We start from the raw sequence: 22,250 nt of genomic DNA, 5'->3' as shown, positions 1-22,250 counted from the left end.
AATTCTGGGTCAGAGTCACTTACGCGCCCCTCCCAGCACGACGATCGAATAAAAAATAACGGCGCCTCGCGGCGCCGTTGTCGTGCTACAGATCGATCCTTCATGGCCGAGTCCAGCCGACGAATGCGCCGGTTTTACCCAAACATTCGAACTCGTCTCATTTCACGATAATGGGGCGCAAAGTAACATCGCGCATGAGCCTCCCTGCCCCAGCTGCATTGCCGCATCGGTCGAATCTGGCCCATCAGCTCGCCACGAGGCCGCATTGTCTTCGATGTCGCGACGTCGGTCCGTCCAAAGCATATCGATTGCGGTCGCGCGTCGACCACCCTTTACCCTGAAACGGGATGCCGAATGAAGGTCGTCACCTTGTGCGCGCTCGCGCGCCGACTTGCGCTGTTGGTCGCCATACCGAGCTCGATGAACGCCGACTCCACTGCCGTCACGCTCCGCGGAGGCACGGTCGGCGAGTCCCGGTTCTCCGCCGGTGCGTCAGCGTCGAACGGTTTCCTGCCGACGTTGCTTGCCGGCAAACCCAAGGACGATGCACCACGGAAGAAGTCCAAGCCCGACAATCGCTTTCAGGTGACCTGCACGTTCAAAGGGGATCGCGCCGTCTGTCGCTACGCGTCGACGGTCAGGCAACGTACGGCCGTCGATGGGCGCATCACGGCGGGGATGTCTCCGCCACGCGCCATCGGTCAGCATGCATCGGAGAATATGAAAAACTTCACGTTCGCCGCGCTCGACGCATCGCAGTCAACTGACCGCCGAGCCGGCGCCCGATCTTCCGCGTTCATCCCACCTGCACAAAAGGACGCTCCATGTCAGTACGACGTTTGATATGCACCTGGCTCTCGCTGTGCCCGTTGATTGCGGGCACGGCGATTGGCCAGCCCGTCGAGGTACCGGGCTTTACCCACGTGCGCTCCCTCGGCGGTATCGACGAATACCGCCTGGATGCCAACGGCCTCACCGTGCTTGCCGTGCCCGATCCCGCCGCGACGGTGGTCAGTTTCCAGGTGTTGTACCAGGTGGGTTCACGCAACGAAGCCGCCGGCACGACCGGTGACACTCACCTGCTCGAGCACCTGATGTTCAAGGGCAGCCGGTACTACAACAAGGCGCTCGGCAATTCACTGAACAGCTACATGGAGCGAGTGGGCGCGAACTTCAACGCAACCACCTCGATGGATCGCACCAACTACTTCGGCACGCTCGGTCGCGATGCGCTGGAAGGCTACATCGCCATCGAGGCCGACCGCATGCGCAACCTCCTGCTGCGCCCGGAAGACCTGGCCAGCGAGATGACGGTGGTACGCAACGAGTACGAGCGAGGCGAGAACAGTCCTTTCTCCGCCTTGTTCCGGCAAGTCATGGCCACGGCTTACCAGGCACACCCCTATCACCATCCCACCATCGGCTGGCGTAGCGACATCGAGCATGCGAGCGTGGACAAGCTGCGCCGTTTCTACGACACCTTCTACTGGCCGGACAACGCCACCGTCATCCTGGTCGGCGATTTCAGGCCGGACCAGGCGTTGGGGTGGATCAGGCAGTATTACGGCGGCATTCCGCGCGCACCCAAGCCCATTCCAATTGTCACGACCGAAGAGCCGCCGCAGCAGGGGCCGCGAAGGCTGGTGCTCAAACGCGCGGGCGCAACGGGCAATCTGATCATCGCCTTCAAGGGGCCGCGCGCGCTTGACCCCGATGCGGCTGCCCTGACCGTACTGGGCCTGGTATTGAGCCAGGGCAAGAGCAGCCGGCTGTATCGCGCACTGGTCGACACCACGGTTGCCACTCAAGCCGGCGCCAGCTTCCATGCGCTGCGCGATCCCGGTCCGTTCGTGGTGACGGTCAGCCTGCCACCCGACGCGAAACACGAGCAGGCCGAGAAAATCGCCTGGACCGAACTGGAACGGATCAAGACCGAGGGCGTCAGTCGCGAGGATATCCAGCGGGTGCTGGGCCCTTACCGAGCCGATCAGGTCTACCAGCGCGACGGCGTCCGCTTGACGTCCGCCCGATTGGGCAACGCGGTCGCGCTGGGCGACTGGACACTGTTCGTCACCGAGCTCGAAGAACTGGAAAAGGTGACGCCCGCCGATGTGCAGCGCGTAGCCCGCAAGTACCTCGTTGAAAACCAGAGCACCACCGGCTGGTTCGTCCCGGAGAAATCCTCATGAAGCCTGTTCGTTTCAACCATCTGCGGACGTGGTTCGTGTGGTTCGCCGTGCTATGCCTGCCCGTTGCAGCTCAGGCAGGCATAGCCGACCGCGTCGTGCGCTCCCAGGCCGGCAGCATCGCGCTATTGACCTATTCGATGTCGCCGCAGGAAATGGTGTCCGTCGCCGGGGTGATGCCCCTGGGCGATGCCGACACGGTCAGCAAGGCGACCAACCCCGCGGTGCCGTTGCTGACGGGCATGTTGCTACAGGAGGGCAGCACCCGTCGCGACAAGATGGCGATCTCCGCGCTGCTGGAAAGCCTCGGCGCTCAGTTGTCGTTCCAGACCGACGGCGGCTATGTCGGCATACACGGCCAAAGCCTGACCAAGGATTTGCCGACGCTGATCGACCTGATGGCCGAGCAGTTGCGCCTGCCGGCCTTCAAGCCGGAGGAACTGGCCAAGGCCAAGAGCCGGCTGGAGGCCGCGGTCCGTAACGCCGGAGAAAACCCGTCGGTCCGGGCCACCGAGGCGCTACATCGGTCCATCTACCCCGCTGCGCACCTCAACGCACCGGTGCCGCGCGAACGGATGCTCGAGGCCATCGCCGCGGCCACGCTGGACGACATCAAGGCCTTTCATCACGCCTATTACGGGCCCGCGCACATGACGCTGGTCGTGGTCGGCGGCGCGGACCCTCGCCACCTGCAGTCCATGGTGACCGAAGCCTTCGCGGGCTGGAGCGGGGGCCAGGCGCTTGTGCGACAGGGCCCGCCACGCAAGGCAAGCCGGCCCGACACGCAGCGCATCGCCATGGGGGACAAGGAATCCGTCAGCGTGATGCTGGGTCAGGCCATCGACCTGCGCGCCAACGATGCCGACTATCTGCCCCTCAGCGCGGCCGTCAACATCCTGGGCAACGGCTTCACCGGCCGGTTGATGGCAGGGGTCCGCGACAAGGAAGGCCTGACCTACGGCATCCGTGCCGGCCTGTCCGGGCTCTCCCTGATGGAAGGCGGATTCGTCATCACCAGCAGCTTCGCCCCGCCCCTGCTCGACAAGGGCGTCGCCAGCACGCGGCGGATTCTGGATGCCTGGTGGAAACAGGGCGTTACCCAAACGGAACTGGATGCACGCAAGGACGGCATGATCGGCCGCCATCAAATCGCCATGGAAACCACCGGGCAGATGGCCGCCATGATCGCCCAGACGGTGCTCCAGGACCGCCCGCTGAGTGACCTGGACACCTATCCCGAGCGCGTCCGCGCGTTGACCGTCGGGCAGGTCAACACCGCCATCCGCACGTACCTGGACCCCGCCAAGATGACATTGGTGGAAGCGGGCACGTTTGCGGAGAAATAACCGCCGCCTCGCTTCGTTCCGCGCCCCGCCCGGCTTCGGCCGGGCCGCTGCCGTCGCACTGCCGCGCATCTCCAGAAGGCGGTTCGCGGCAGCGCTCGCGGGAAACCCTCGACGCGTGCGTACTCGAGTGAGCCGGCGCTCCGCGGGCCAGCACGATCGGCAACCAGCAGAACACGACGATCGCGCCGGGCGCGAGTCGCCATTATGCGAGAATCGGGAGCTCCAACCGCTTCACTTCACCCATGACGGGGCTCGCATGACCACCCACCTCACGATCGAATTCACCGAACACGCCGCCGAAGCCATCGGCGAACAGACCAGCACCAGCTTTTCCTACGACCAGGGCGCGCACGTGCCGCAACCGGGCGACTTCGTCGAACTCGAAAATTCCCGGCAGACGTTTCTCGTGATCGGCCGCGTGTTCTCGCTCAAGGCCAACTACAGCGCCGTCAAGCTCGTGCTCGACCTGCCGCCGTCGGACGACGATCAGGACTTCGGCCCGACGCACTGAGTCGCGGCTCGACGCGCCGCGATTGCGACAGGCCGCGTGCGCAATCCCTGCCGACGCAATGAAAGACCCGCTCGCGATGGCGGGTCTTGCTCGAACCGCGAACGCGGCGCGTCAATACGCCTGCGGAAACACCGGCGCCTTCAGACACCGATCGAACCACGCCGCATCGCTGCCATCGCCGAGCGGCCACAACTCGGCGTCGAGTAGCGGCAGCCCCGTCACCGGCGCGGGCGGGCGGTTCTCGCCGCCGGACGCCGCGGCGCGCACCCATCCGGCCTGCGCGCTGCCGCTGTCGCATGCATGCGCGCCTTGCGCTTCGCAGAACGCCACCGGACGCACCTTGCCGCCGTCGGCTGCACTGACCAGACGGTACTGATAGACCGCGCCGGTCGCCCAGTCCTCGCTCTGGCTGCACACCCGCGCATGATGCTGCACGTGAATCGCACCGAAACACGCATAGGAAACATGCGCGCCGCGCGCATCGTCGGGGATGAAATCGCAGTTTGCATCGAAGCCGGCAAGCGGCCCGCCGCTGAATTTCGCGAGCCATTGCCGCTCGGCCAGCGCGCGTGCGATCAGCCCGTCACCCGACCGGTCGGCCAGCACGGCGGTGCGCCGATCGAGGGCCTTGCGCACTTCGTCGACGGCCAGCCGATGGCCGTCGTAATCGGTGTCGAGCCGTTTGTTGCGCGCATCGAGCCAGCGGCGCTGGCTGCGCACCAGCATGTCGCGGATGGCGATGTCCGGCGCGGCCTTCAGCGCGCCCGCATAGGCCGCATTCATCCGCGTATCGGCCGCGCGCAACGCGGGGTTCGCGCAAATGCGCTTCTCGATCGGCTGGACGGCTTTCGCGCAATCCATCGCAAAGCCCGGCGAAGCCAGGCAGACGCCCATCATGAACATCGCAGCAAGACCGGCCGGCCTGCCGGTCGATGCCGTTCGAATCCCTCGCATGCTTTCTCTCAGTCGGTTTGTTTTTCTCGGCCGCCCCACATCGACGCGGCATCGCACATCTCTTCCGTGCGCGGGCACCGCTGGCGCGTTTCGCCATGAGCGGCTTCCACGCATCGCCGTGCAGCGCCGCTCATGGTACGACAGGCCAAGCACCCGCGCGGGCGCGAACGCGCATCATCCGGCGCGGCGCGTCCCGGCTGTCATTCGTATGGACTGGATCTCGGTCGACTGGGCAACGGCGACGCCCGCGCATACGGGGCACGGGCATTCGGCGCGGACGATCCTGGACGACCGCCGGCGATCGCTTCCGGCAGGCGGCAGCCGCACATCGTCGTGGCCGACCGCACGACGGCGACCGGCTGCCCCGCTTCGCGGCGCCGGCGCCCGGCAGCGCGCGCCGCCATGGCCGGCCTGCCGCGAAAGCGTTACTTCTTTTCGGGCTCCGATGCGCCCGGCTGCTTGAACGGGAACGTGCTGAACATCGACTTCGCCTGGTTCTGCATCTGCTCCTGCATCTGCACGAACATGTTCTTCGACTGCTCGATGTAGCTCGTCATCATCCCTTGCATCATCGGCGCCTGCATGTTCATGAACTGCGACCAGACTTCCGGATTCATCGCGTTCGTGTCGTACAGGTTCTTCGACTGATCCGCGAGCTTGTTCTGGATGTCGATGAACGCCTGGATGTTCTTTTCCAGGTACGTGCCCATCATGCCCTGCATCGCATGGCCGTAGAAACGGATGATCTGCGACAGCATCGACGACGAGAACATCGGCACGCCACCGCTTTCCTCTTCGAGGATGATCTGAAGGAGGATGCTGCGCGTCAGGTCTTCGTTGGATTTCGCGTCGACGACCTTGAAATCCTCCTGTTCCAGCACGAGCTGCTTCACGTCGGTAAGCGTGATGTACGTGCTTGTCTCGGTATCGTAGAGCCGGCGGTTCGGGTACTTCTTGATGAGCCGTTCGGCCGTCTTCTTTGTAGTAGTCATGTAACGCCTTTGAGTGCAGCGTAGCGCAAGTGACGAATCCCCGCCGCCCGAATCCGGGAGGCGGGGGCCTTCGGAAAACGCCCGGCTGCGCGGCCAGCCGGCCCGCGCAGCCCGGGCGCTCAGCCCATGTGCAGGCCGCCGTTCAGCGAGAAGTCGGCGCCCGTCGCGAAGCCGGAATCGTTCGACGCAAGCCACGCGACGATCGAGCCGATTTCCTCCGGCGCGCCGAGACGTCGCACCGGAATCGTCGCGACGATCTTCTCGAGCACGTCCGGACGGATCGCCTTCACCATGTCGGTGCCGATGTAGCCGGGCGACACGGTGTTGACCGTCACGCCCTTCGTTGCGACTTCCTGCGCGAGCGCCATCGTAAAGCCGTGGATGCCCGCCTTCGCGGTCGAGTAGTTCGTCTGGCCGAATTGCCCTTTCTGGCCGTTCACCGACGAAATGTTGATGATGCGGCCCCAGCCGCGCTCGACCATCCCGTCGATCACCTGCTTCGTCACGTTGAACAGGCTCGTCAGGTTGGTATCGATCACGGCGGTCCAGTCTTCGTGCGTCATCTTGCGGAACACGACGTCGCGCGTGATGCCCGCGTTGTTGACCAGCACGTCGATCTCGCCGACTTCCGCCTTGACCTTGTCGAACGCTGCCTTGGTCGAGTCCCAGTCGCCGACGTTGCCTTCCGACGCGATGAAATCGTAGCCGAGCGCCTTCTGTTCCTCGAGCCACTTCACGCGGCGCGGCGAGTTCGGGCCGCAGCCTGCGACCACCTTGAAGCCGTCTTTCGACAGACGCTGGCAGATGCTGGTGCCGATGCCGCCCATCCCGCCCGTTACGTACGCAATTCGCTGAGACATAAATCTCACTCCATTTTTGGTTTCGAGAGCTGCCGGAGCCCCCTCTGACTTCACGCGACGCCGGCCGAAGCCGCAATCGGCCGGCGCACGGATTGCTGTGGCGATGAACGTCCGGTTACGGACGCTCGACCGCGAGCGCGACGCCCATCCCGCCGCCGATGCACAGCGACGCCAGCCCGCGCTTCGCATCGCGCTTGACCATCTCGTGCAGCAGCGTCACCAGGATCCGGCAGCCCGACGCGCCGATCGGGTGGCCGATCGCGATCGCCCCGCCGTTCACGTTCACCTTCGACGTGTCCCAGCCCATCTGCTTGTGCACCGCCAGCGCCTGCGCCGCGAACGCTTCGTTGATCTCCATCAGGTCCAGGTCGCCCGGCGTCCAGCCCGCACGCTCCAGCGCGCGGCGCGACGCCGGCACCGGACCCATGCCCATCACGCTCGGATCCACGCCCGCGTTCGCGTACGCCTTGATCCGCGCCAGCGGCGTCAGGCCCAGCGCCGCCGCCTTCTGCGCCGACATCACCAGCACCGCCGCCGCGCCGTCGTTCAGCCCCGACGCGTTCGCCGCCGTCACCGAGCCGTCCTTCGCGAACGCCGGCTTCAGCCCCGCGAGCGATTCCGCCGTCACGCCGTGGCGCACGAACTCGTCGGTCGCGAACTGCAGCGGCTCGCCCTTGCGCTGCGGAATCGACACCGGCACGATCTCGTCGTCGAAACGGCCCGCCTTCTGCGCGGCTTCCGCCTTGTTCTGCGACAGCGCCGCGAACGCGTCCTGCTCTTCGCGCGTGATCCCGTATTCCTTCGCGACGTTCTCCGCCGTGATGCCCATGTGGTACTGGTTGTACACGTCCCACAGGCCGTCGACGATCATCGTGTCGACCAGCTTCGCGTCGCCCATCCGGAAGCCGTCGCGCGAGCCCGGCAGCACGTGCGGCGCCGCGCTCATGTTCTCCTGGCCGCCGGCGATCACGATCTCCGCGTCGCCCGCGACGATCGCGTTCGCCGCCAGCATCACGGCCTTCAGGCCCGAGCCGCACACCTTGTTGATCGTCATGCCCGGCACGGCGTTCGGCAGCCCCGCCTTGATCAGCGACTGCCGCGCCGGGTTCTGCCCGGAGCCGGCCGTCAGCACCTGGCCCATGATCACTTCGCTGACCTGCTCGGGCTTCACGCCCGCTCGCTCCAGCACTGCGCGGATCACCGTCGCGCCCAGTTCGGGCGCCGCAATCTTCGCCAGCGAGCCGCCGAATTTGCCGACCGCGGTGCGCGCGGCCGATACGATCACTACATCCGTCATTTCCCTTTCCTCCAGGCCCGCACGACACGGCGCATCGTTACCGGCCCTGTTAAAAAAACTGCGGTGCACCGGACAGCGTGCGCCGCTGTCCGGTTTTCGTCAATCGCGCTGCAACACGTAACGCCCCGGCGCCGGCTCGATCACCGGGAACTGCGCGGAACCCGGCCGGGCCGGCGGCGCGACCTTGCGGCCGCCGTACGCGTCGAGCCACTCGACCCACGTCGTCCACCAGCTTCCCGGCTCCTCGGTCGCTCCGGCAAACCAGTCGTCCGCCGATTCGGGCAGGTCGCCGTCGTTGACCCAGTAACTGCGCTTCTTCTTCGCCGGCGGATTGATCACGCCCGCGATGTGCCCCGACGCACCCAGCACGAACTTCAGCGGGCCCGACAGGATCGACGTCGATGCATAGGCCGTCTGCCACGGCACGATGTGATCCTCGCGCGAACCGTAGATGAAGGTCGGCACGTCGATCAGCGACAGGTCGACCGATTCGCCGCATACCGTCAGCGCACCCGGCTCGCGCAGCTTGTTCTCGAGATAGGTATGGCGCAGGTACCACGCGTACATCGGGCCCGGCAGGCTCGTCGAATCGCTGTTCCAGTACAACAGGTCGAACGGCGCCGGCGTGCGGCCCTTCAGGTAGTTGTCGACGACGTAGTTCCACACGAGATCGTTCGGCCGCAGGAACGAGAACGTGTTCGCGAACTCGACGCCGCGCATCAGCCCCGGCTGCGCACCGTTCTTGCCGCCGATGGTCTGCTCGCGCATCTGCACGTGCGCCTCGTCGACGAATACGTCGAGAATGCCCGTGTCGGTGAAGTCCAGCATCGCGGTGAGCAGCGTCATCGACGCGGCCGGGTGCTCGCCGCGCGCGGCGAGCACCGCCAGCGCGGTCGCGAGCATCGTGCCGCCGACGCAAAAGCCCAGCGTGTTGATCTGCTCGCGGCCGCTGATCTGCTGCACCGCGTCGATCGCCGCGAGCAGCCCTTCGTTCATGTAGTCGTCCCACGTCTTGTGCGCGACCGATGCATCCGCGTTGCGCCACGACACGAGGAACACCTGATGACCGTTCGACAGCGCGTGCGCGACGAGCGAATTCTCGGGTTGCAGGTCGAGGATGTAGAACTTGTTGATGCACGGCGGGACGATCAAGAGCGGCCGCTCGAACACCTTGTCCGTCTTCGGCGTGTACTGGATCAGCTGGATCAGGTCGTTCTCGTACACGACCGCGCCTTCGGTACACCCGAGGTTCTTGCCGACCACGAACTGCGATTCGTCGGTCTGCGAAATCTTGCCGCGCTGCAGGTCGCCGAGCAGGTTCATCATCCCCTGCCGCAGGCTTTCGCCCTGCGTCTCGAGGATCGATTTCTGTGCATCGGGATTGAGCGCGAGGAAGTTGCTCGGCGCGGCGGCGGCCGTCCATTGCTGGACCGTGAAACGGATGCGCTCGCGCGTCTTCGGATCGGTCTGAAGCGCGTCGGCGAGTTCCTGCAGATAGCGCGCGTTGAGCAGATACCACGCGGCCGCGAAGGCGTGCGCGGGCGACGCCTTCCATGCGTCGCCGCTGAAGCGGCGGTCTTTCAGCTCCGGCGATTCGAGCTTCGCGGCGGCCGCCTGCTGCATCAGCGTCATGCAGTCGCGCGTGTAGTCGGCCTGCAATGCCTGGAGCCGTTCGGGCGGAATCGCCGCAACGGGCAGCTTCAGCCCCGCGAACGGCGAGGCCATCGCGCCGAGGTCGGGCATCGACGGCATCTGGAACGGAAACGACGCCGGAAACTGGAATGTCGCGAACGGATTGACGGTGGCCGATGCCGTCGCGGCGCGCGCCGGATCCGCAAAACCACGCCACGCATTCAACCACGACTCGAACATCTGCTGCATCGGCTGGGCGGCCGGATCGAAACCGGTGCTGCCCGCGGAAGTGCCCGCTTGCGCGGACGTCGACGAATTTTTCGATGCTGTCATTACCTGCCTTACCGGTGATTCGTGAGCGTCAATCGTGAAATCCTGCTCGCGCGCGGCGTGCCGGCTGCGAGCCGGGCCGTCATGCTCTGGAGAGGCGTCTCCAGATTCTGCCGCAGTGCGGTATTTTTATCATTATCGTTTTCCCCATGTGAAGCGCCCGGTCAAACCACTGAACATTTCTGCACGGAGATAATCCGCGCACAACAGACGGGACAAGGGTTCCGGCGAAACATAAAACATTTTGTTCGACTTGACGTCCGGATTTTCCATTCAGTCGCGCATGCAACGCCGCATTGCCGCGTCAATATCGAGATAACCCGATTTCGCGACGCAACAAAACCGGCGCGCATGCACATGCGATCAATCGGCCAGCCAGATTGCCGCGGCCATGCGACCCGTCACGCGGTCGCGCCGGAACGAATAGAAACGCGCGCGTTCGGCAACCGTGCAGGCCGTGCCGCCGCTCACGTGCGTCACGCCCGCACGCGCGAGTCGCAGGCGCGCGAGCGCGTAGAGATCGGCAAGAAACTTGCCGGGCGCGCCATCGATCGCGACGAACGCATGACGGGTTTCATCATGCTCCGACTGCGCAGCCGTGTCGAGAAACGCATCGCGCACGTCGGCGCCCACCTCGAACGCCTGCGGGCCGATCGCCGGCCCGAGATAGGCATGCAGCGTATCCGTCGCGCCGCCCGCGAGCGCCGCGACACGCGCGGCCGTCTGCTCGACGATACCGGCCGCGAGCCCGCGCCAGCCCGCATGCGCGGCGCCGACCGCGCGGCCCTGCGCGTCGCACAGCAGCACGGGCAGGCAATCGGCCACCATCACGACGCACACGGCACCGGCCCGGTTCGTGACGCTCGCGTCGGCCCGCACCGGTGCCGTGGCAGCCGGCGCCGCGGCGATCACTTCGTCCGCCTGCACGATCTGCGCGCCGTGAACCTGCTCGAGCCATGCGGCGCTCGACTGGCCGGCAAGGGCCAGCAGGCGCGCGCGATTGACGGCGACATGGTCGGGATCGTCCCCGGTATGCAGGCCGAGATTCATCCCGCCCGGCAGCGCCGCGCCGCCCTCCCAGCGCCCGTACGGGCCTTCGCTCACACCGCCGTTGCGCGTCGTGACCAGCGCGCGCACGCGCGGCGACACCTGCCAGTCGGGCTGCACGCAGTCCTGCCACGTCAACGGCGCCAGGTTCGTCATCGGCACTCACTCCTCCTCATCGTCCAGGTACGGCTCGTCGTCGTGATACTCGCCGCCGAAATCGTCATCGTCGTAGACACCGTCGTCGTCGTCGAATTCCTCGTCGCCCTGCCCGAAACCGAGCGCCGCGACCAGTGCGTTCATGTCGTCCGGCAGCGGGCAGCGCCACTGCATCGCCTTGCCCGTGACCGGATGCACGAGGCCGAGCCGCCACGCATGCAGCGCCTGTCGCGCGAACCCGTCCGGCAGCGGCGTGACCGAGCGCTTGCCGCGCGCGCGCCCGTAGACCGGATCGCCGAGCAGCGGATGCCCGGCATGCGCGCAATGCACGCGGATCTGGTGCGTGCGGCCGGTTTCGAGATCGCACTGAATCGCCGACACCGGCTGACGTTGCCACAGGCATGTGTCAACCGTGCGGAAATGCGTGCGCGCGGGCTTGCCCGACGCGCCCGTGACGACGGCCATGCGCGTGCGCTCGCGCGGGTCGCGGCCGATCGGCGCGTCGATCGTGCCTTCCTCGGGCATCGTGCCCCACACCAGCGCGAAATAGCGGCGCTTGACCGTGCGCGCCTGCAGCTGGCGCACGAGGTCCGTCTGCGCGGCCAGCGTGCGCGCGACCACCATCAGGCCGGAGGTTTCCTTGTCGAGCCGGTGGACGATTCCCGCGCGCGGCAGGCCGGCCGCGGCGTCGCCGTAGCGATGCAGCAGACCGTTGAGGATCGTGCCGCTCCAGTTGCCGGCGGCCGGATGCACGACGAGGCCGGCCGGCTTGTTGATGACGACGAGCGCGTCGTCCTCGTAGATCACGTCGAGCGGCACGGGCTCCGGCGTGAACGCGAGCTGCTCGGGCAGCAGATCGGGCACGAGCTCGATCTTCGCGCCGAGCGGCACCGGCTGGCGGATCTTCGCCGGCGCGCCGTCGACGAGCACGCGCTGCGCCTCGATCCAGCTCTGCAGGCGGCTGCGCGAGAATTCGGGGAACAGTTGGGCAAGCGCCTTGTCGAGCCGTTCGCCGGCGAGCGACAGCGGCACTTCGACGATGCGCGGCGCGTCGTCGCCCGCCACGGACGGCACGACGGGCGGCGGCATGGCATCGCCGGTCAGATCGTCATCGAGGGAATCCCCCGACGCAGCGTCGGCGGGCCGATCGCTTGGGCTATAATCTTCGCGATTTGGTGTGCCCGGCTGGGCATTCTGCGAACTTGAACGGGTCATTTAGACTGGGTCACCGAGACTTGAAGCTAGGACATGCGAGCATGATGAATTCGACCAAACGCACGGCCAGAACCGTCGCCGCCCGGGCTGCGGCGGTAGCGGCCGCGGCCCTCATCGCCGGCTGCCACGGCTTGCCGCAGAAGCAGGACGAGACGGCTACCTGGTCGAACAACAAATTATACTCAGAGGCCCAGGACGCACTGTCCGGCGGCGACTGGGGCAAGTGCGCGAAATATTTCGAATCGCTGCAAGGCCGCGATCCGTTCGGCCATTTCGCGCAGCAGGCGCAGATCAACGTTGCGTACTGCAACTGGAAGGACAACGAAGCGGCAGCGGCCGACCAGGCCGTCGATCGCTTCATCCAGCTCCACCCCGATCATCCGGATATCCCGTACGCGTACTACCTGAAGGGGATGATCCACTTCAACGACGATCTCGGCCTGTTCGGGCGCTTCTCCGGCCAGGACATGAGCGAGCGCGACCCGCAGGCACTGCGCGAATCGTACGATGCGTTCAAGGTCGTCGTCGATCGCTTCCCGAAGAGCAAGTACGCGCCCGATGCGGCCGCGCGGATGCGCTACATCGTCAACGCGCTCGCGTCGCACGAAGTGCACGCGGCCGACTACTACTACCGCCGTGGCGCCTATGTCGCGGCCATCAACCGCGCGCAGCTCGCGATCAAGGACTACAAGGGCGCGCCGGCGATCGAGGATGCACTGCACATCATGATCCTGTCGTACGGCAAGCTGAACCAGCCTGAACTCGCCGAGGACACCAAGCGCGTGCTCGCGGGCACGTTCCCCGACAGCCCGTACGTGACGGGCCATGCCCGCCCCGGCGCGAAGAAGTCGTGGTGGCAGTTCTGAAGCACGGCGCGATGTAACGCCCCGTTGCGCACGCAAAAAAACCCGGCCATCGAGCCGGGTTTTTTATTGGCCCCGCATTCGGGCGGCGCCGGGGCGCTCAAGCGGCCAGCGCCGCCCGTGCGGTCACGTGCGCTTGTCCGAGCGGTGCTCGTCGAAGAAATCCTGCACGACCGCGATCTCGCGCGTGCGCTTGAACGGCGGCAGGCTTTGCCAGATCCGGCGCCCGTACGGTTTGTCGACCAGCCGCGTGTCGCAGATCATCAGCACGCCGCGATCCGTCTCCGCACGAATCAGCCGGCCGGCGCCCTGCTTCAGCGTGATCACGGCCTGCGGCAGTTGATGCACGGCGAACGGGCTCAGCCCCTTCTTCGTCAGCGCATCGAGCCGCGCGGCCAGCACCGGATCGTCCGGCGGCGCGAACGGCAGCTTGTCGATCACGACCAGCGACAGCGCATCGCCGCGCACGTCGACGCCTTCCCAGAAGCTCTGGCTGCCGACCAGGATCGCATTGCCGTACGCGCGGAAGCGGTCGAGCAGTTCGGTGCGGCTTGCGTCGCCCTGCACGAGCAGCGGCATGTTCCAGCCGCGCGATTCGATCACGTCGCGCAGCTTCGAGGCGATCCGGTCGACCGCGCGCAGCGTCGTGCACAGCATGAACACGCCACCGCCGGACGCCTCGATCGCCGGCAGCGCGGCATCGAAGACGGCATCGGTAAACGCCGGCGAAGACGGTTGCGGCAGGTTGCGCGGCACGTACAGCAGCCCTTGCGACTGGTAATCGAACGGGCTGGCAAGCGTCATCGAGCGGCGCGAGCTGAGGCCCATCTGCGCCGCGTAGTGCGTGAAATCGCCGCGCACCGACAACGTGGCCGACGTGAACACCCACGCACGCGGCACACCCGCACGCTGCTTCGCGAAAATCGGCGCGACCGACAGCGGCGTTTCATGCAGCTGGACGGTATGCGCGAACACCTCGACCCAGCGCACCTTCTCGTTCGGATCGCCATCGGTTGCCGCGTTCTCGCCGGCCGCCGCATCGGCCTGCGCGGCCGCTTCCGCCGCGCCGGGCGCGACCCAGCCGGCCAGCAGGTCCTGCAACTCGCGGGCGCGCCGCAGGCACGCGCCGAGCGATTCCGCGCGTTCAGCCTGGCTCGCGAGCGCCGAAGCGAGCGCATCGAGCGCCGCGTCGAGCGCGTCGAGTGCACCGAACATCGGATGATCGTCGCCGAGCTGCGCCAGCGACATGCGCACGATCTGGCCATCCGCGAACGCGAGGCGCAGGTCGCGCGCCGCGCGCTCGAGATCGCCGCCGAGCTTCACCCATTCGACCGCGTCGCGCGCATGGCTCAGGCCTTCGGCGACCGTGTCGCGCGCGAGCTCGAGGATCTGCGTCGTCGACAGCGTCTCGCCGAAAAACAGCGTCGCCGTCTCCGGCAACTGGTGCGCTTCGTCGAAGATGATCGTGTTCGCATTCGGCAGCAGCTCGGCCATCCCCGTGTCGCGCAACATGATGTCCGCGAAGAACAGGTGATGGTTGACGACGACGACGTCGGCCTGCTGGGCCTCACGCCGCGCCTGCATCACGAAGCATTCCTTGTAGTGCGGGCATTCCTGGCCGAGGCAGTTGTCGCGCGTCGACGTGACCATCGACCATACGGGCGCGTTTTCCGGCACGCTCGCGAGTTCAGCCTTGTCGCCGCTCTTCGTGATCTTCGCGAAGCGGACGATTTCCTGCAGATACGCGGTGTCCTGCCGCGACGGCAGCCGGCCGTTGTCGGCCGTGCGTTGCAGGTAGTAGTGGCACAGGTAGTTGGCGCGGCCCTTGAGCATCGCGACCGACACCGGCACCGCGAGCGCGTTGCGCACGGTCGGGATGTCGCGCAGGAACAACTGGTCCTGCAGGTGCTTCGTGCCGGTCGACACGATCACCTTGCCGCCCCACAGCATCGCGGGCACGAGATACGCGTAGGTCTTGCCGGTGCCGGTTCCGGCTTCGACGATCAGCGTGTTGTCGCCTGCGTCGTCCGATTCGGCTGCCGCGGCGGCGTCCGCTGCCGGCCCGGCCGCCGTGTCGCCGTCGCCGAGGCGGCGCGCCGGGCGCTTGCGGGTTTCGAAGATCTCGGGATCGGGCATCCGGCGCGCGGACGCCTCCATCGCGGACGCGACCGCACGCGCCATCTCGATCTGCGACGTACGCGGACGATAGCCGTCGAGCGCGCGCGCCAGCAACCCGCCTTCGCCGAAGATCGTGTCGAGTTCGTCGACGCGCTTGCGGCTCAGCTCGAAGGTGCCTTCGGGCGCACGAGCGCGCCCGGCGGACGTCGTGTCGCGCCGGGCATCGGGGGTGGCTTCAAGCGGTGAATTCAAGGCAAGCGTTCCTGTGTCCAGCGCCCGGGCGGCGCCGGCGCTTGCCAGGCCGCGCTCAGGCGCGCTTATCCGGTTCGAGCTGCGATTGCAGCAAAATGATTTTGTCCTTGGCCGCCAGCTTTTCCTTCTTCAGCCGGTGCAGCGTGATGTCGTCGATGTCGGAGTGTCCTTCCTTCAGCTCGATCTCCCGAGCGAGCTGCTGGTGCTGCTCCTGCAATGCAGCCAAACGGTTGTGCAATTCCTGCTGCTGTTCCGTGTGACGGTTTTGCATAGTTGCCTCCTCATCGAAGCAGCGCGGCAGCTGGCGTGCCGACGCGCCCGAGACTGATCCCGATCAATTCAACACGTTACTGCCCCTGCTGTTGCTGCCTGGCCTTCTCGGCCGCTTCCTGCTGGCGCCGCTCGACGTCGGCCTTGTGCTGTGCGGCTTCCTTCTGCTTCTGCTCGTAGCGCGCGGCGTTCTCCGCCCGTTCCTGCGCCTTCTGCGCTGCCTGCTGGTGCGCCTGATCGAGCTTGCGCTGGAAATCCGCCTGCTTCTGGTCGTACGCCTGCTTGTTCGCCGCGCGTTGCGGCCCTTCCGCGCCGCGCTGCGCCTGCTTCAGTGCATTCTGCTCCTGCTTGTCGCGGAATGCAGCCGCGTTCGCCGCCTCGTTCGCGGCCCGCTGCGGCGCTTCCGCCGCATTCTGGGCCTGCTTCAGCGCCTGCTGCTGGTCGCGCTGCTGCGCCCGCACCGCGCGCTGCTCGTCGTTGAGCGCAAGCTGCTCCTGGCGAATGCTCGCCCGTTCCTCGCGCATCCGGTCGCGCGCCTTGCCGAGACAGTGATTGACGAAGAATGTGCTGTAGCAATCGTGCTCCGCCACCGCATAACGATAATCGTTTTCCGCGGAGCGTTGATTGAGCACTTTTTGACGGGCGTCGAAATCCGGGGCGGCGGAGGCGGCAACGGGCGCGGATGCGACGGGGTCCGGCGCGCTGGCGCCAGCGGCCTGCGCGAAGGCGCCGGAAGGCCCGGCAGACAAAGCCGCGGCGAGCGCTGCGCCGAGCGCGACGAGAGAAATGCGGGAAGTTGGCAACGTCGTAGGAAAGCTGCGGGACATGTGTCAAATTCTATCACCCCCGGCTGGACGCTCCGCCATTTATGGCAAAATGCCCCGCTCCATTCACCCGCGGCCTCTGGCCCGCCGGGCCCGCCAGGCAGCCCGCCGCTTCGGGCTTGCCGGCCCGCGCCGCGATTTCAGCAGGCAGACCATCCACGACATGACGGAAACCGTAGCACTCAAGATCGTACAGCGCATCGCCACCGAACTGTCCGTCCAGCCGCGCCAGGTCGCGGCGGCCGTGCAACTCCTCGACGAAGGCTCGACCGTTCCGTTCATTGCCCGGTACCGCAAGGAAGTGACCGGCAACCTGGACGACACGCAGTTGCGCCAGCTCGAGGAACGCCTCCTGTACCTGCGTGAGCTCGAGGATCGCCGCGCCGCGATCCTGTCGAGCATCGACGAACAGGGCAAGCTGACCGACGAACTGCGTGCCGCGATCGACGCGGCCGACAGCAAGCAGGTGCTCGAAGACCTTTATCTGCCGTACAAGCCGAAGCGCCGCACGCGTGCGCAAATCGCCCGCGAGGCCGGCCTCGAGCCGCTCGCGCAGGCGCTGCTCGCGAACCCGATGCTCGACCCGCAGGCCGAGGCGGCCGCGTATGTCGACGCCGACAAGGGCGTCGCCGACGTGAAGGCCGCGCTCGACGGCGCGCGCGACATCCTGTCCGAACAGTTCGGCGAGACGGCGGAACTGCTCGGCAAGCTGCGCGACTACCTGCACAACCAGGGCGTCGTGTCGTCGGCCGTCGTCGAAGGCAAGGAAAACGAGGAAGGCGAGAAGTTCCGCGACTATTACGACTACGCGGAAACGATCAAGACCGTGCCGTCGCACCGCGCGCTCGCGCTGTTCCGCGGCCGCAACGCGGGCGTGCTGACGATCAAGCTCGGCCTCGGCGAAGAGCTCGACGCGCAGGTGCCGCATCCCGGCGAGGCGATGATCGCGCGCCATTTCGGCATCGCGAACCAGAATCGCCCGGCCGACAAATGGCTGTCCGACGTCTGCCGCTGGTGCTGGCGCGTGAAGGTGCAGCCGCATATCGAAAACGAGCTGCTCACGCAGCTGCGCGAAACGGCCGAAACCGAAGCGATCCGCGTGTTCGCGCGTAACCTGAACGACCTGCTGCTGGCCGCGCCGGCCGGCCCGAAGGCCGTGATCGGCCTCGACCCGGGCCTGCGCACCGGCGTGAAGGTCGCGGTCGTCGACCGCACCGGCAAGGTGCTGGCGACCGACACGATCTACCCGCACGAGCCGCGCCGCGACTGGGACGGCTCGATCGCGAAACTCGCGCGCATCGCGGCGCAAACGCAGGCCGAGCTGATCAGCATCGGCAACGGCACCGCGTCGCGCGAAACCGACAAGCTCGCGAGCGAACTGATCGCGAAGCATCCGGAGCTGCGCCTGCAGAAGATCGTCGTGTCGGAAGCCGGCGCGTCGGTGTACTCGGCGTCCGAGCTCGCCGCAAAGGAATTCCCGGAACTCGACGTGTCGCTGCGCGGCGCCGTGTCGATCGCCCGCCGCCTGCAGGACCCGCTCGCCGAGCTCGTGAAGATCGAACCGAAGGCGATCGGCGTCGGCCAGTACCAGCACGACGTGAATCAGCGCGAACTCGCCCGCTCGCTCGACGCGGTCGTCGAGGATTGCGTGAACGCCGTCGGCGTCGATGCAAATACCGCGTCGGCCCCGCTGCTCGCCCGTGTATCGGGCCTGAACGCGACGCTCGCGCGCAACATCGTCGACTATCGCGATGCGAACGGCCCGTTCCCGTCGCGCGAGCACCTGCGCAAGGTGCCGCGCCTGGGCGACAAGACCTTCGAGCAAGCCGCCGGCTTCCTGCGCATCAACGGCGGCGAGAACCCGCTCGACCGTTCGTCGGTGCACCCGGAAGCGTACCCGGTCGTCGAGCGGATACTCGCGAAGATCAACAAGCGCATCGACGACGTGCTCGGCAACCGCGAAGCGCTGGCGGGCCTGTCGCCGGCCGAATTTGTCGACGAACGTTTCGGCCTGCCGACCGTGCGCGACATCCTGGCCGAACTGGAGAAGCCGGGCCGCGATCCGCGTCCGGAATTCAAGACGGCCACGTTCCGCGAAGGCGTCGAGAAGGTCTCGGATCTCGTGCCGGGCATGACGCTCGAAGGCGTCGTGACGAACGTCGCCGCGTTCGGCGCGTTCGTGGATATCGGCGTGCACCAGGACGGCCTCGTCCACGTGTCCGCGATGTCGACGAAGTTCATCAAGGACCCGCACGAAGTCGTGAAGGCCGGCCAGGTCGTCAAGGTGAAGGTGCTCGACGTCGACGTGAAGCGCCAGCGCATTTCGCTGACGATGCGCCTCGACGACGACGCGGCAGCGCCCGGCCTGTCGTCGCGCGGCGGCCAGGACCGCGGCAACGCGGGGCGCGGCGCGGCCCGCCCGCCGCGTTCGCGCGAGCCGGAACCGGCCGGCGCGATGGCCGCGGCATTCGCGAAGCTCAAGCGCTGAGTACGCGAAAGCGTCGATGCACGAAAAAACCCGCCGGATGGCGGGTTTTTTATCGCTTCGGCAAACCGGGCGGCTTGCTCGGCATGGGCCGCATGCGCGGCCTCACCGCGCCGGTCAGATCTCGATCTTGGTCCCGAGCTCGACGACGCGGTTCGCCGGAATCGCGAAGAAATCGGTGGGTTTCGCGGCGTTCTGGTGCATCCACGCGAATACGCGCTCGCGCCAGATCGACATGCCCGGCAGATGCGTCGGCACGACCGTTTCGCGTGCAAGGAAGAACGACGTGTCCATCAGCTCGAACGTCATGTCGTGGGTCCGGCCGAATTCCTCGAGCACGGCCTTCACGTCCGGCGTCTCGTTGAAGCCGTACTCGGCCTTGACGATGTACAGCCCGCCGCCCGCATCGCGCGCGGTCTGGCGCTTGTCGTCGCGCACGTACGGAATGTCGCGCGTGACGAACGTCAGGAAAATGGTCCGCTCGTGCAGCACCTTGTTGTGCTTCAGGTTGTGCAGCAGGCTGACGGGCACGAGCTTGTCGTTGCCGGTCAGGTAGATCGCGGTGCCCGACACACGGTGCGGCGGATGCGCGAGGAGCCCCTGCAGGAACGGCTCGAGCGGAATACCGTCGGCCGCCGTGCGCTCCTTGACGATATGCCGCCCCTTGTACCAGGTCATCAGCAGGAAGAACAGCAGCGCGCCGATGCCGAGCGGCAGCCAGCCGCCCTGCGCGACCTTCAGCAGGTTCGCGCCGAAAAAGCCGAGATCGATCGCGAGAAACACCGTGATGATCGCGCCGACCAGCAGCCGGTTCCAGTTCCACACTTTCACCATCACGACGCACGCGAGCACGGTCGTGATCACCATGGTCGCCGTCACCGCGATACCGTACGCAGCCGCGAGATTGTCCGAGCTCTTGAAACCGACGACGATACAGAGGATCACGAACAGCAGCAGCCAGTTCACGACCGGCACGTAGATCTGGCCGATCGCGAGCTCGGACGTATGCAGCACCTTCATGCGCGGCACGTAGCCGAGCTGGATCGCCTGCGACGTCAGCGAGTACGCGCCCGAGATCACGGCCTGCGACGCGATCACGGTCGCGACCGTCGACAGCACCACGAGCGGCAGCAGCCCCCATTCGGGCGCCAGCAGAAAGAACGGGTTCTCGATCGCCTTCGGATTCTGGATCAGCAGCGCGCCCTGGCCGAAGTAGTTCAGCACGAGGGACGGCATCACGAGCCCGTACGCCGCGTACCGGATCGGCTTTGCACCGAAGTGGCCCATGTCCGCGTAGAGCGCTTCCGCGCCGGTCAGCACCAGCACGACCGAGCCGAGCACGACATAGGCCTGCAACAGGTGGTCGGCCATGAACGACGCCGCGTAATACGGATTGACCGCCGCGATGATGCCCGGCACGCGAACGATGTGGTACACGCCCAGCGCCGCGATCACGACGAACCACAGCACCATGATCGGGCCGAACAGCTTGCCGACCAGCGCGGTACCGTGCCGCTGGATCCAGAACAGCGCGATCAGGATCACGATCGTGATCGGCAGCACGAGATGGGACAGATGCGGTGTCGCGATCTCGAGACCTTCGACGGCCGACATCACGGAGATCGCCGGCGTGATCACCGCGTCCCCGTAGAACATGCATGCGCCGAATATCCCGAGCGCCATCAGCGCGCCCGCGACACGGGTCTTGGAATCGAGCGGCCGCAGCGACAGCGCCATCAGCGCCAGCACGCCGCCTTCGCCATTGTTGTCCGCCCGCATCACGAACAGCAGGTATTTGACGCCGACCACCAGCACGATGGCCCAGAACAGCAGCGAAATCACCCCGAGAATCGACCCCTCGGTCAGCGGAATGCCGTGCGCCGGGCTGAACGCCTCCTTGAGCGAATACAGCGGGCTGGTGCCGATGTCGCCGAACACGACGCCGATGGCTGCTATCGCTAGCGCCCGCATCGAGTGTTGTTGCGTCGAATGCGGCGAGTGTGCGGCGTCGGTCGCGTGAGTCGTGTCGTTCATATGAAGCGTAATAATCGGGTCCGGGTCGGACAAAACGAGCGCTATTCTACTCGCGCCCCCGTGAAACGCCGCCCTGCCGTGTTGCCGCGGAGCCACGTGATCCACGCTACGCATGCAATCCGGCGCGACCTGTGGCAGGGCTGCCATCATAGCCGGGGCCGCGCTGCCTGCCTATCGGGTCCGCAGGGCACGCCGCCTGACGCAACCCGGCGCGTCAACGAAAAACGGCGCCGCAAGCGGCGCCGTGCAAGGCTTTCCGTCGATCGGCCGGCCGTTTACGCGCCCGAACCGTCGCGCTGCGCGCGACCGCGCTTGATCCATGCCTCGAGGTTGTGCGGGCGAACCGTGTCCCACTCCTCGAACGGCTGATGAATCCACGGATTCGTCGGCAGGAACTGCGTGTGATAGTCCGGCTTGACCTTCGAGCAACCCTTGTACCAGAGCACGGCCGAACGCACGGCCGTCACCGACGGATAGCGCTCCTTCAGGTGCTCCTGCACGCGCGCGAGCGTGACGCCCGAATCGACCAGATCGTCGACCAGCAGCACGTTGCCCGCCAGGTTGCCGCGCGTCATCGTGATGTACTGCGCGATATCGAGCTCGCCCTGCTCCGTGCCGGCTGCTTCCCGGTACGAACTCGTCGCGAGGATCGCGAGCGGCACGTCGTAGATGCGCGACAGCTGGTCGCCGACGCGCAGGCCGCCGCGCGCGAGGCACAGGATCTGGTCGAACTTCCAGCCCGAGGCATGCACCTGGAGCGCGAGCAGCTCGATCAGACGGTGATACTCGTCCCAGCCTACCCACAGGTTCTTGTCGTCGTTGCGCGGATCGGTCATCAAGTCTGCCGCCGTCATCGTGATTTGCTGCGTCATCTGGAA

General features: G+C 66.4%; 18 protein-coding genes. 6 read left to right on the top strand and 12 right to left on the bottom strand.

Annotated elements, in window-relative coordinates; genetic code table 11:
* Positions 1–354: 354 nt before the first annotated feature.
* From HWX62_RS13800 to HWX62_RS13785, 4 genes are all read left to right on the top strand, one after another.
* A complete protein-coding gene (locus HWX62_RS13800; protein WP_175929077.1) occupies positions 355–843 on the top strand; it encodes a hypothetical protein in 489 nt (162 codons plus the stop codon).
* Complete coding sequence (locus tag HWX62_RS13795; RefSeq protein ID WP_175929076.1) at positions 825–2,189, top strand: pitrilysin family protein; 1,365 nt, start codon at positions 825–827, stop codon at positions 2,187–2,189. Before HWX62_RS13800 ends, HWX62_RS13795 begins: the two co-directional genes overlap by 19 nt.
* Entirely contained in the window at positions 2,186–3,532 is a 1,347-nt protein-coding gene (locus HWX62_RS13790) for a pitrilysin family protein (RefSeq protein ID WP_175929075.1), read from the top strand. Before HWX62_RS13795 ends, HWX62_RS13790 begins: the two co-directional genes overlap by 4 nt.
* Before the next feature lie 256 nt (positions 3,533–3,788).
* Positions 3,789–4,043: a hypothetical protein gene (locus tag HWX62_RS13785; protein WP_175929074.1), complete on the top strand. Its 255-nt coding sequence runs from the start codon at positions 3,789–3,791 to the stop codon at positions 4,041–4,043.
* A gap of 111 nt (positions 4,044–4,154) precedes the next feature.
* Here the strand turns inward: HWX62_RS13785 and HWX62_RS13780 are convergent, their stop codons facing one another.
* The 7 genes from HWX62_RS13780 to HWX62_RS13750 all read right to left on the bottom strand — a co-directional run bounded on the left by HWX62_RS13780 (position 4,155) and on the right by HWX62_RS13750 (position 12,526).
* Positions 4,155–4,997 carry a lysozyme inhibitor LprI family protein gene (locus tag HWX62_RS13780; protein ID WP_175929073.1) on the bottom strand — a complete coding sequence of 281 codons (843 nt, stop codon included), beginning with the start codon at positions 4,995–4,997 and terminating at the stop codon, positions 4,155–4,157.
* A 425-nt stretch (positions 4,998–5,422) separates the two neighbouring features.
* A complete protein-coding gene (gene phaR / locus HWX62_RS13775; protein WP_034186777.1) occupies positions 5,423–5,989 on the bottom strand; it encodes a polyhydroxyalkanoate synthesis repressor PhaR in 567 nt (188 codons plus the stop codon).
* A 119-nt stretch (positions 5,990–6,108) separates the two neighbouring features.
* A complete protein-coding gene (locus tag HWX62_RS13770) occupies positions 6,109–6,849 on the bottom strand; it encodes a 3-ketoacyl-ACP reductase (protein ID WP_059451434.1) in 741 nt (246 codons plus the stop codon).
* A gap of 115 nt (positions 6,850–6,964) precedes the next feature.
* On the bottom strand, positions 6,965–8,146 hold the full coding sequence (locus HWX62_RS13765; protein WP_175929072.1) for an acetyl-CoA C-acetyltransferase: 1,182 nt from the start codon (positions 8,144–8,146) through the stop codon (positions 6,965–6,967).
* 99 nt (positions 8,147–8,245) lie between these two features.
* Positions 8,246–10,111 (bottom strand): class I poly(R)-hydroxyalkanoic acid synthase, encoded by a 1,866-nt coding sequence (gene phaC, locus HWX62_RS13760; RefSeq protein WP_175929071.1) that lies wholly within the window; start codon positions 10,109–10,111, stop codon positions 8,246–8,248.
* A 360-nt stretch (positions 10,112–10,471) separates the two neighbouring features.
* Positions 10,472–11,311 (bottom strand): peptidoglycan editing factor PgeF, encoded by an 840-nt coding sequence (gene pgeF, locus HWX62_RS13755; protein ID WP_175929070.1) that lies wholly within the window; start codon positions 11,309–11,311, stop codon positions 10,472–10,474.
* 6 nt (positions 11,312–11,317) lie between these two features.
* Positions 11,318–12,526 (bottom strand): RluA family pseudouridine synthase, encoded by a 1,209-nt coding sequence (locus tag HWX62_RS13750; RefSeq protein ID WP_175929069.1) that lies wholly within the window; start codon positions 12,524–12,526, stop codon positions 11,318–11,320.
* A 41-nt stretch (positions 12,527–12,567) separates the two neighbouring features.
* On the opposite strand from HWX62_RS13750, the gene HWX62_RS13745 reads away from it, so the two are divergent.
* Positions 12,568–13,392 carry an outer membrane protein assembly factor BamD gene (locus tag HWX62_RS13745; RefSeq protein ID WP_034207426.1) on the top strand — a complete coding sequence of 275 codons (825 nt, stop codon included), beginning with the start codon at positions 12,568–12,570 and terminating at the stop codon, positions 13,390–13,392.
* Between the two features lie 123 nt (positions 13,393–13,515).
* On the opposite strand, the gene HWX62_RS13740 is transcribed toward HWX62_RS13745, so the two are convergent.
* From HWX62_RS13740 to HWX62_RS13730, 3 genes are all read right to left on the bottom strand, one after another.
* The gene (locus HWX62_RS13740) at positions 13,516–15,759 is read right to left on the bottom strand and encodes an ATP-dependent DNA helicase (RefSeq protein WP_175929068.1); all 2,244 of its coding nucleotides are present in this window, start codon (positions 15,757–15,759) and stop codon (positions 13,516–13,518) included.
* Between the two features lie 55 nt (positions 15,760–15,814).
* A complete protein-coding gene (locus HWX62_RS13735; RefSeq protein WP_006478692.1) occupies positions 15,815–16,030 on the bottom strand; it encodes a YdcH family protein in 216 nt (71 codons plus the stop codon).
* 76 nt (positions 16,031–16,106) lie between these two features.
* Positions 16,107–16,856, bottom strand: a complete 750-nt coding sequence (locus HWX62_RS13730) for a hypothetical protein (RefSeq protein ID WP_175929067.1) — start codon at positions 16,854–16,856, stop codon at positions 16,107–16,109.
* A 160-nt stretch (positions 16,857–17,016) separates the two neighbouring features.
* Between HWX62_RS13730 and HWX62_RS13725 the strand changes: the two genes are divergently transcribed.
* Positions 17,017–19,341: a Tex family protein gene (locus HWX62_RS13725; protein ID WP_175929066.1), complete on the top strand. Its 2,325-nt coding sequence runs from the start codon at positions 17,017–17,019 to the stop codon at positions 19,339–19,341.
* Positions 19,342–19,455: 114 nt separating this feature from the next.
* Here the strand turns inward: HWX62_RS13725 and HWX62_RS13720 are convergent, their stop codons facing one another.
* Positions 19,456–21,372 carry a potassium transporter Kup gene (locus HWX62_RS13720; protein WP_175929065.1) on the bottom strand — a complete coding sequence of 639 codons (1,917 nt, stop codon included), beginning with the start codon at positions 21,370–21,372 and terminating at the stop codon, positions 19,456–19,458.
* 275 nt (positions 21,373–21,647) lie between these two features.
* Positions 21,648–22,244, bottom strand: coding sequence for a phosphoribosyltransferase (locus HWX62_RS13715; protein WP_006485899.1), 597 nt, complete (start codon positions 22,242–22,244; stop codon positions 21,648–21,650).
* Positions 22,245–22,250 lie beyond the last annotated feature (6 nt).

It is taken from the genome of Burkholderia sp. BCC0506 (genome assembly GCF_902833145.1).
In the GTDB taxonomy this organism is placed as follows: domain Bacteria; phylum Pseudomonadota; class Gammaproteobacteria; order Burkholderiales; family Burkholderiaceae; genus Burkholderia.
Note: the sequence above shows the minus strand (reverse complement) of the source record. Positions and strands in the feature narration are given on the sequence as shown.

Bases quoted from the DNA above. Each gene is read 5' to 3' on its own strand.
- HWX62_RS13790 (WP_175929075.1), top strand. From the start codon at position 2,186: ATGAAGCCTGTTCGTTTCAACCATCTGCGGACGTGGTTCGTGTGGTTC.
- HWX62_RS13750 (WP_175929069.1), bottom strand. From the start codon at position 12,526: ATGACCCGTTCAAGTTCGCAGAATGCCCAGCCGGGCACACCAAATCGC.
- HWX62_RS13780 (WP_175929073.1), bottom strand. From the start codon at position 4,997: ATGCGAGGGATTCGAACGGCATCGACCGGCAGGCCGGCCGGTCTTGCT.
- HWX62_RS13715 (WP_006485899.1), bottom strand. From the start codon at position 22,244: ATGACGCAGCAAATCACGATGACGGCGGCAGACTTGATGACCGATCCG.
- pgeF (WP_175929070.1), bottom strand. From the start codon at position 11,311: ATGACGAACCTGGCGCCGTTGACGTGGCAGGACTGCGTGCAGCCCGAC.
- HWX62_RS13735 (WP_006478692.1), bottom strand. From the start codon at position 16,030: ATGCAAAACCGTCACACGGAACAGCAGCAGGAATTGCACAACCGTTTG.
- phaC (WP_175929071.1), bottom strand. From the start codon at position 10,111: ATGACAGCATCGAAAAATTCGTCGACGTCCGCGCAAGCGGGCACTTCC.
- HWX62_RS13795 (WP_175929076.1), top strand. From the start codon at position 825: ATGTCAGTACGACGTTTGATATGCACCTGGCTCTCGCTGTGCCCGTTG.
- HWX62_RS13785 (WP_175929074.1), top strand. From the start codon at position 3,789: ATGACCACCCACCTCACGATCGAATTCACCGAACACGCCGCCGAAGCC.
- HWX62_RS13765 (WP_175929072.1), bottom strand. From the start codon at position 8,146: ATGACGGATGTAGTGATCGTATCGGCCGCGCGCACCGCGGTCGGCAAA.
- HWX62_RS13730 (WP_175929067.1), bottom strand. From the start codon at position 16,856: ATGTCCCGCAGCTTTCCTACGACGTTGCCAACTTCCCGCATTTCTCTC.
- HWX62_RS13770 (WP_059451434.1), bottom strand. From the start codon at position 6,849: ATGTCTCAGCGAATTGCGTACGTAACGGGCGGGATGGGCGGCATCGGC.
- phaR (WP_034186777.1), bottom strand. From the start codon at position 5,989: ATGACTACTACAAAGAAGACGGCCGAACGGCTCATCAAGAAGTACCCG.
- HWX62_RS13720 (WP_175929065.1), bottom strand. From the start codon at position 21,372: ATGAACGACACGACTCACGCGACCGACGCCGCACACTCGCCGCATTCG.
- HWX62_RS13800 (WP_175929077.1), top strand. From the start codon at position 355: ATGAAGGTCGTCACCTTGTGCGCGCTCGCGCGCCGACTTGCGCTGTTG.
- HWX62_RS13725 (WP_175929066.1), top strand. From the start codon at position 17,017: ATGACGGAAACCGTAGCACTCAAGATCGTACAGCGCATCGCCACCGAA.
- HWX62_RS13745 (WP_034207426.1), top strand. From the start codon at position 12,568: ATGATGAATTCGACCAAACGCACGGCCAGAACCGTCGCCGCCCGGGCT.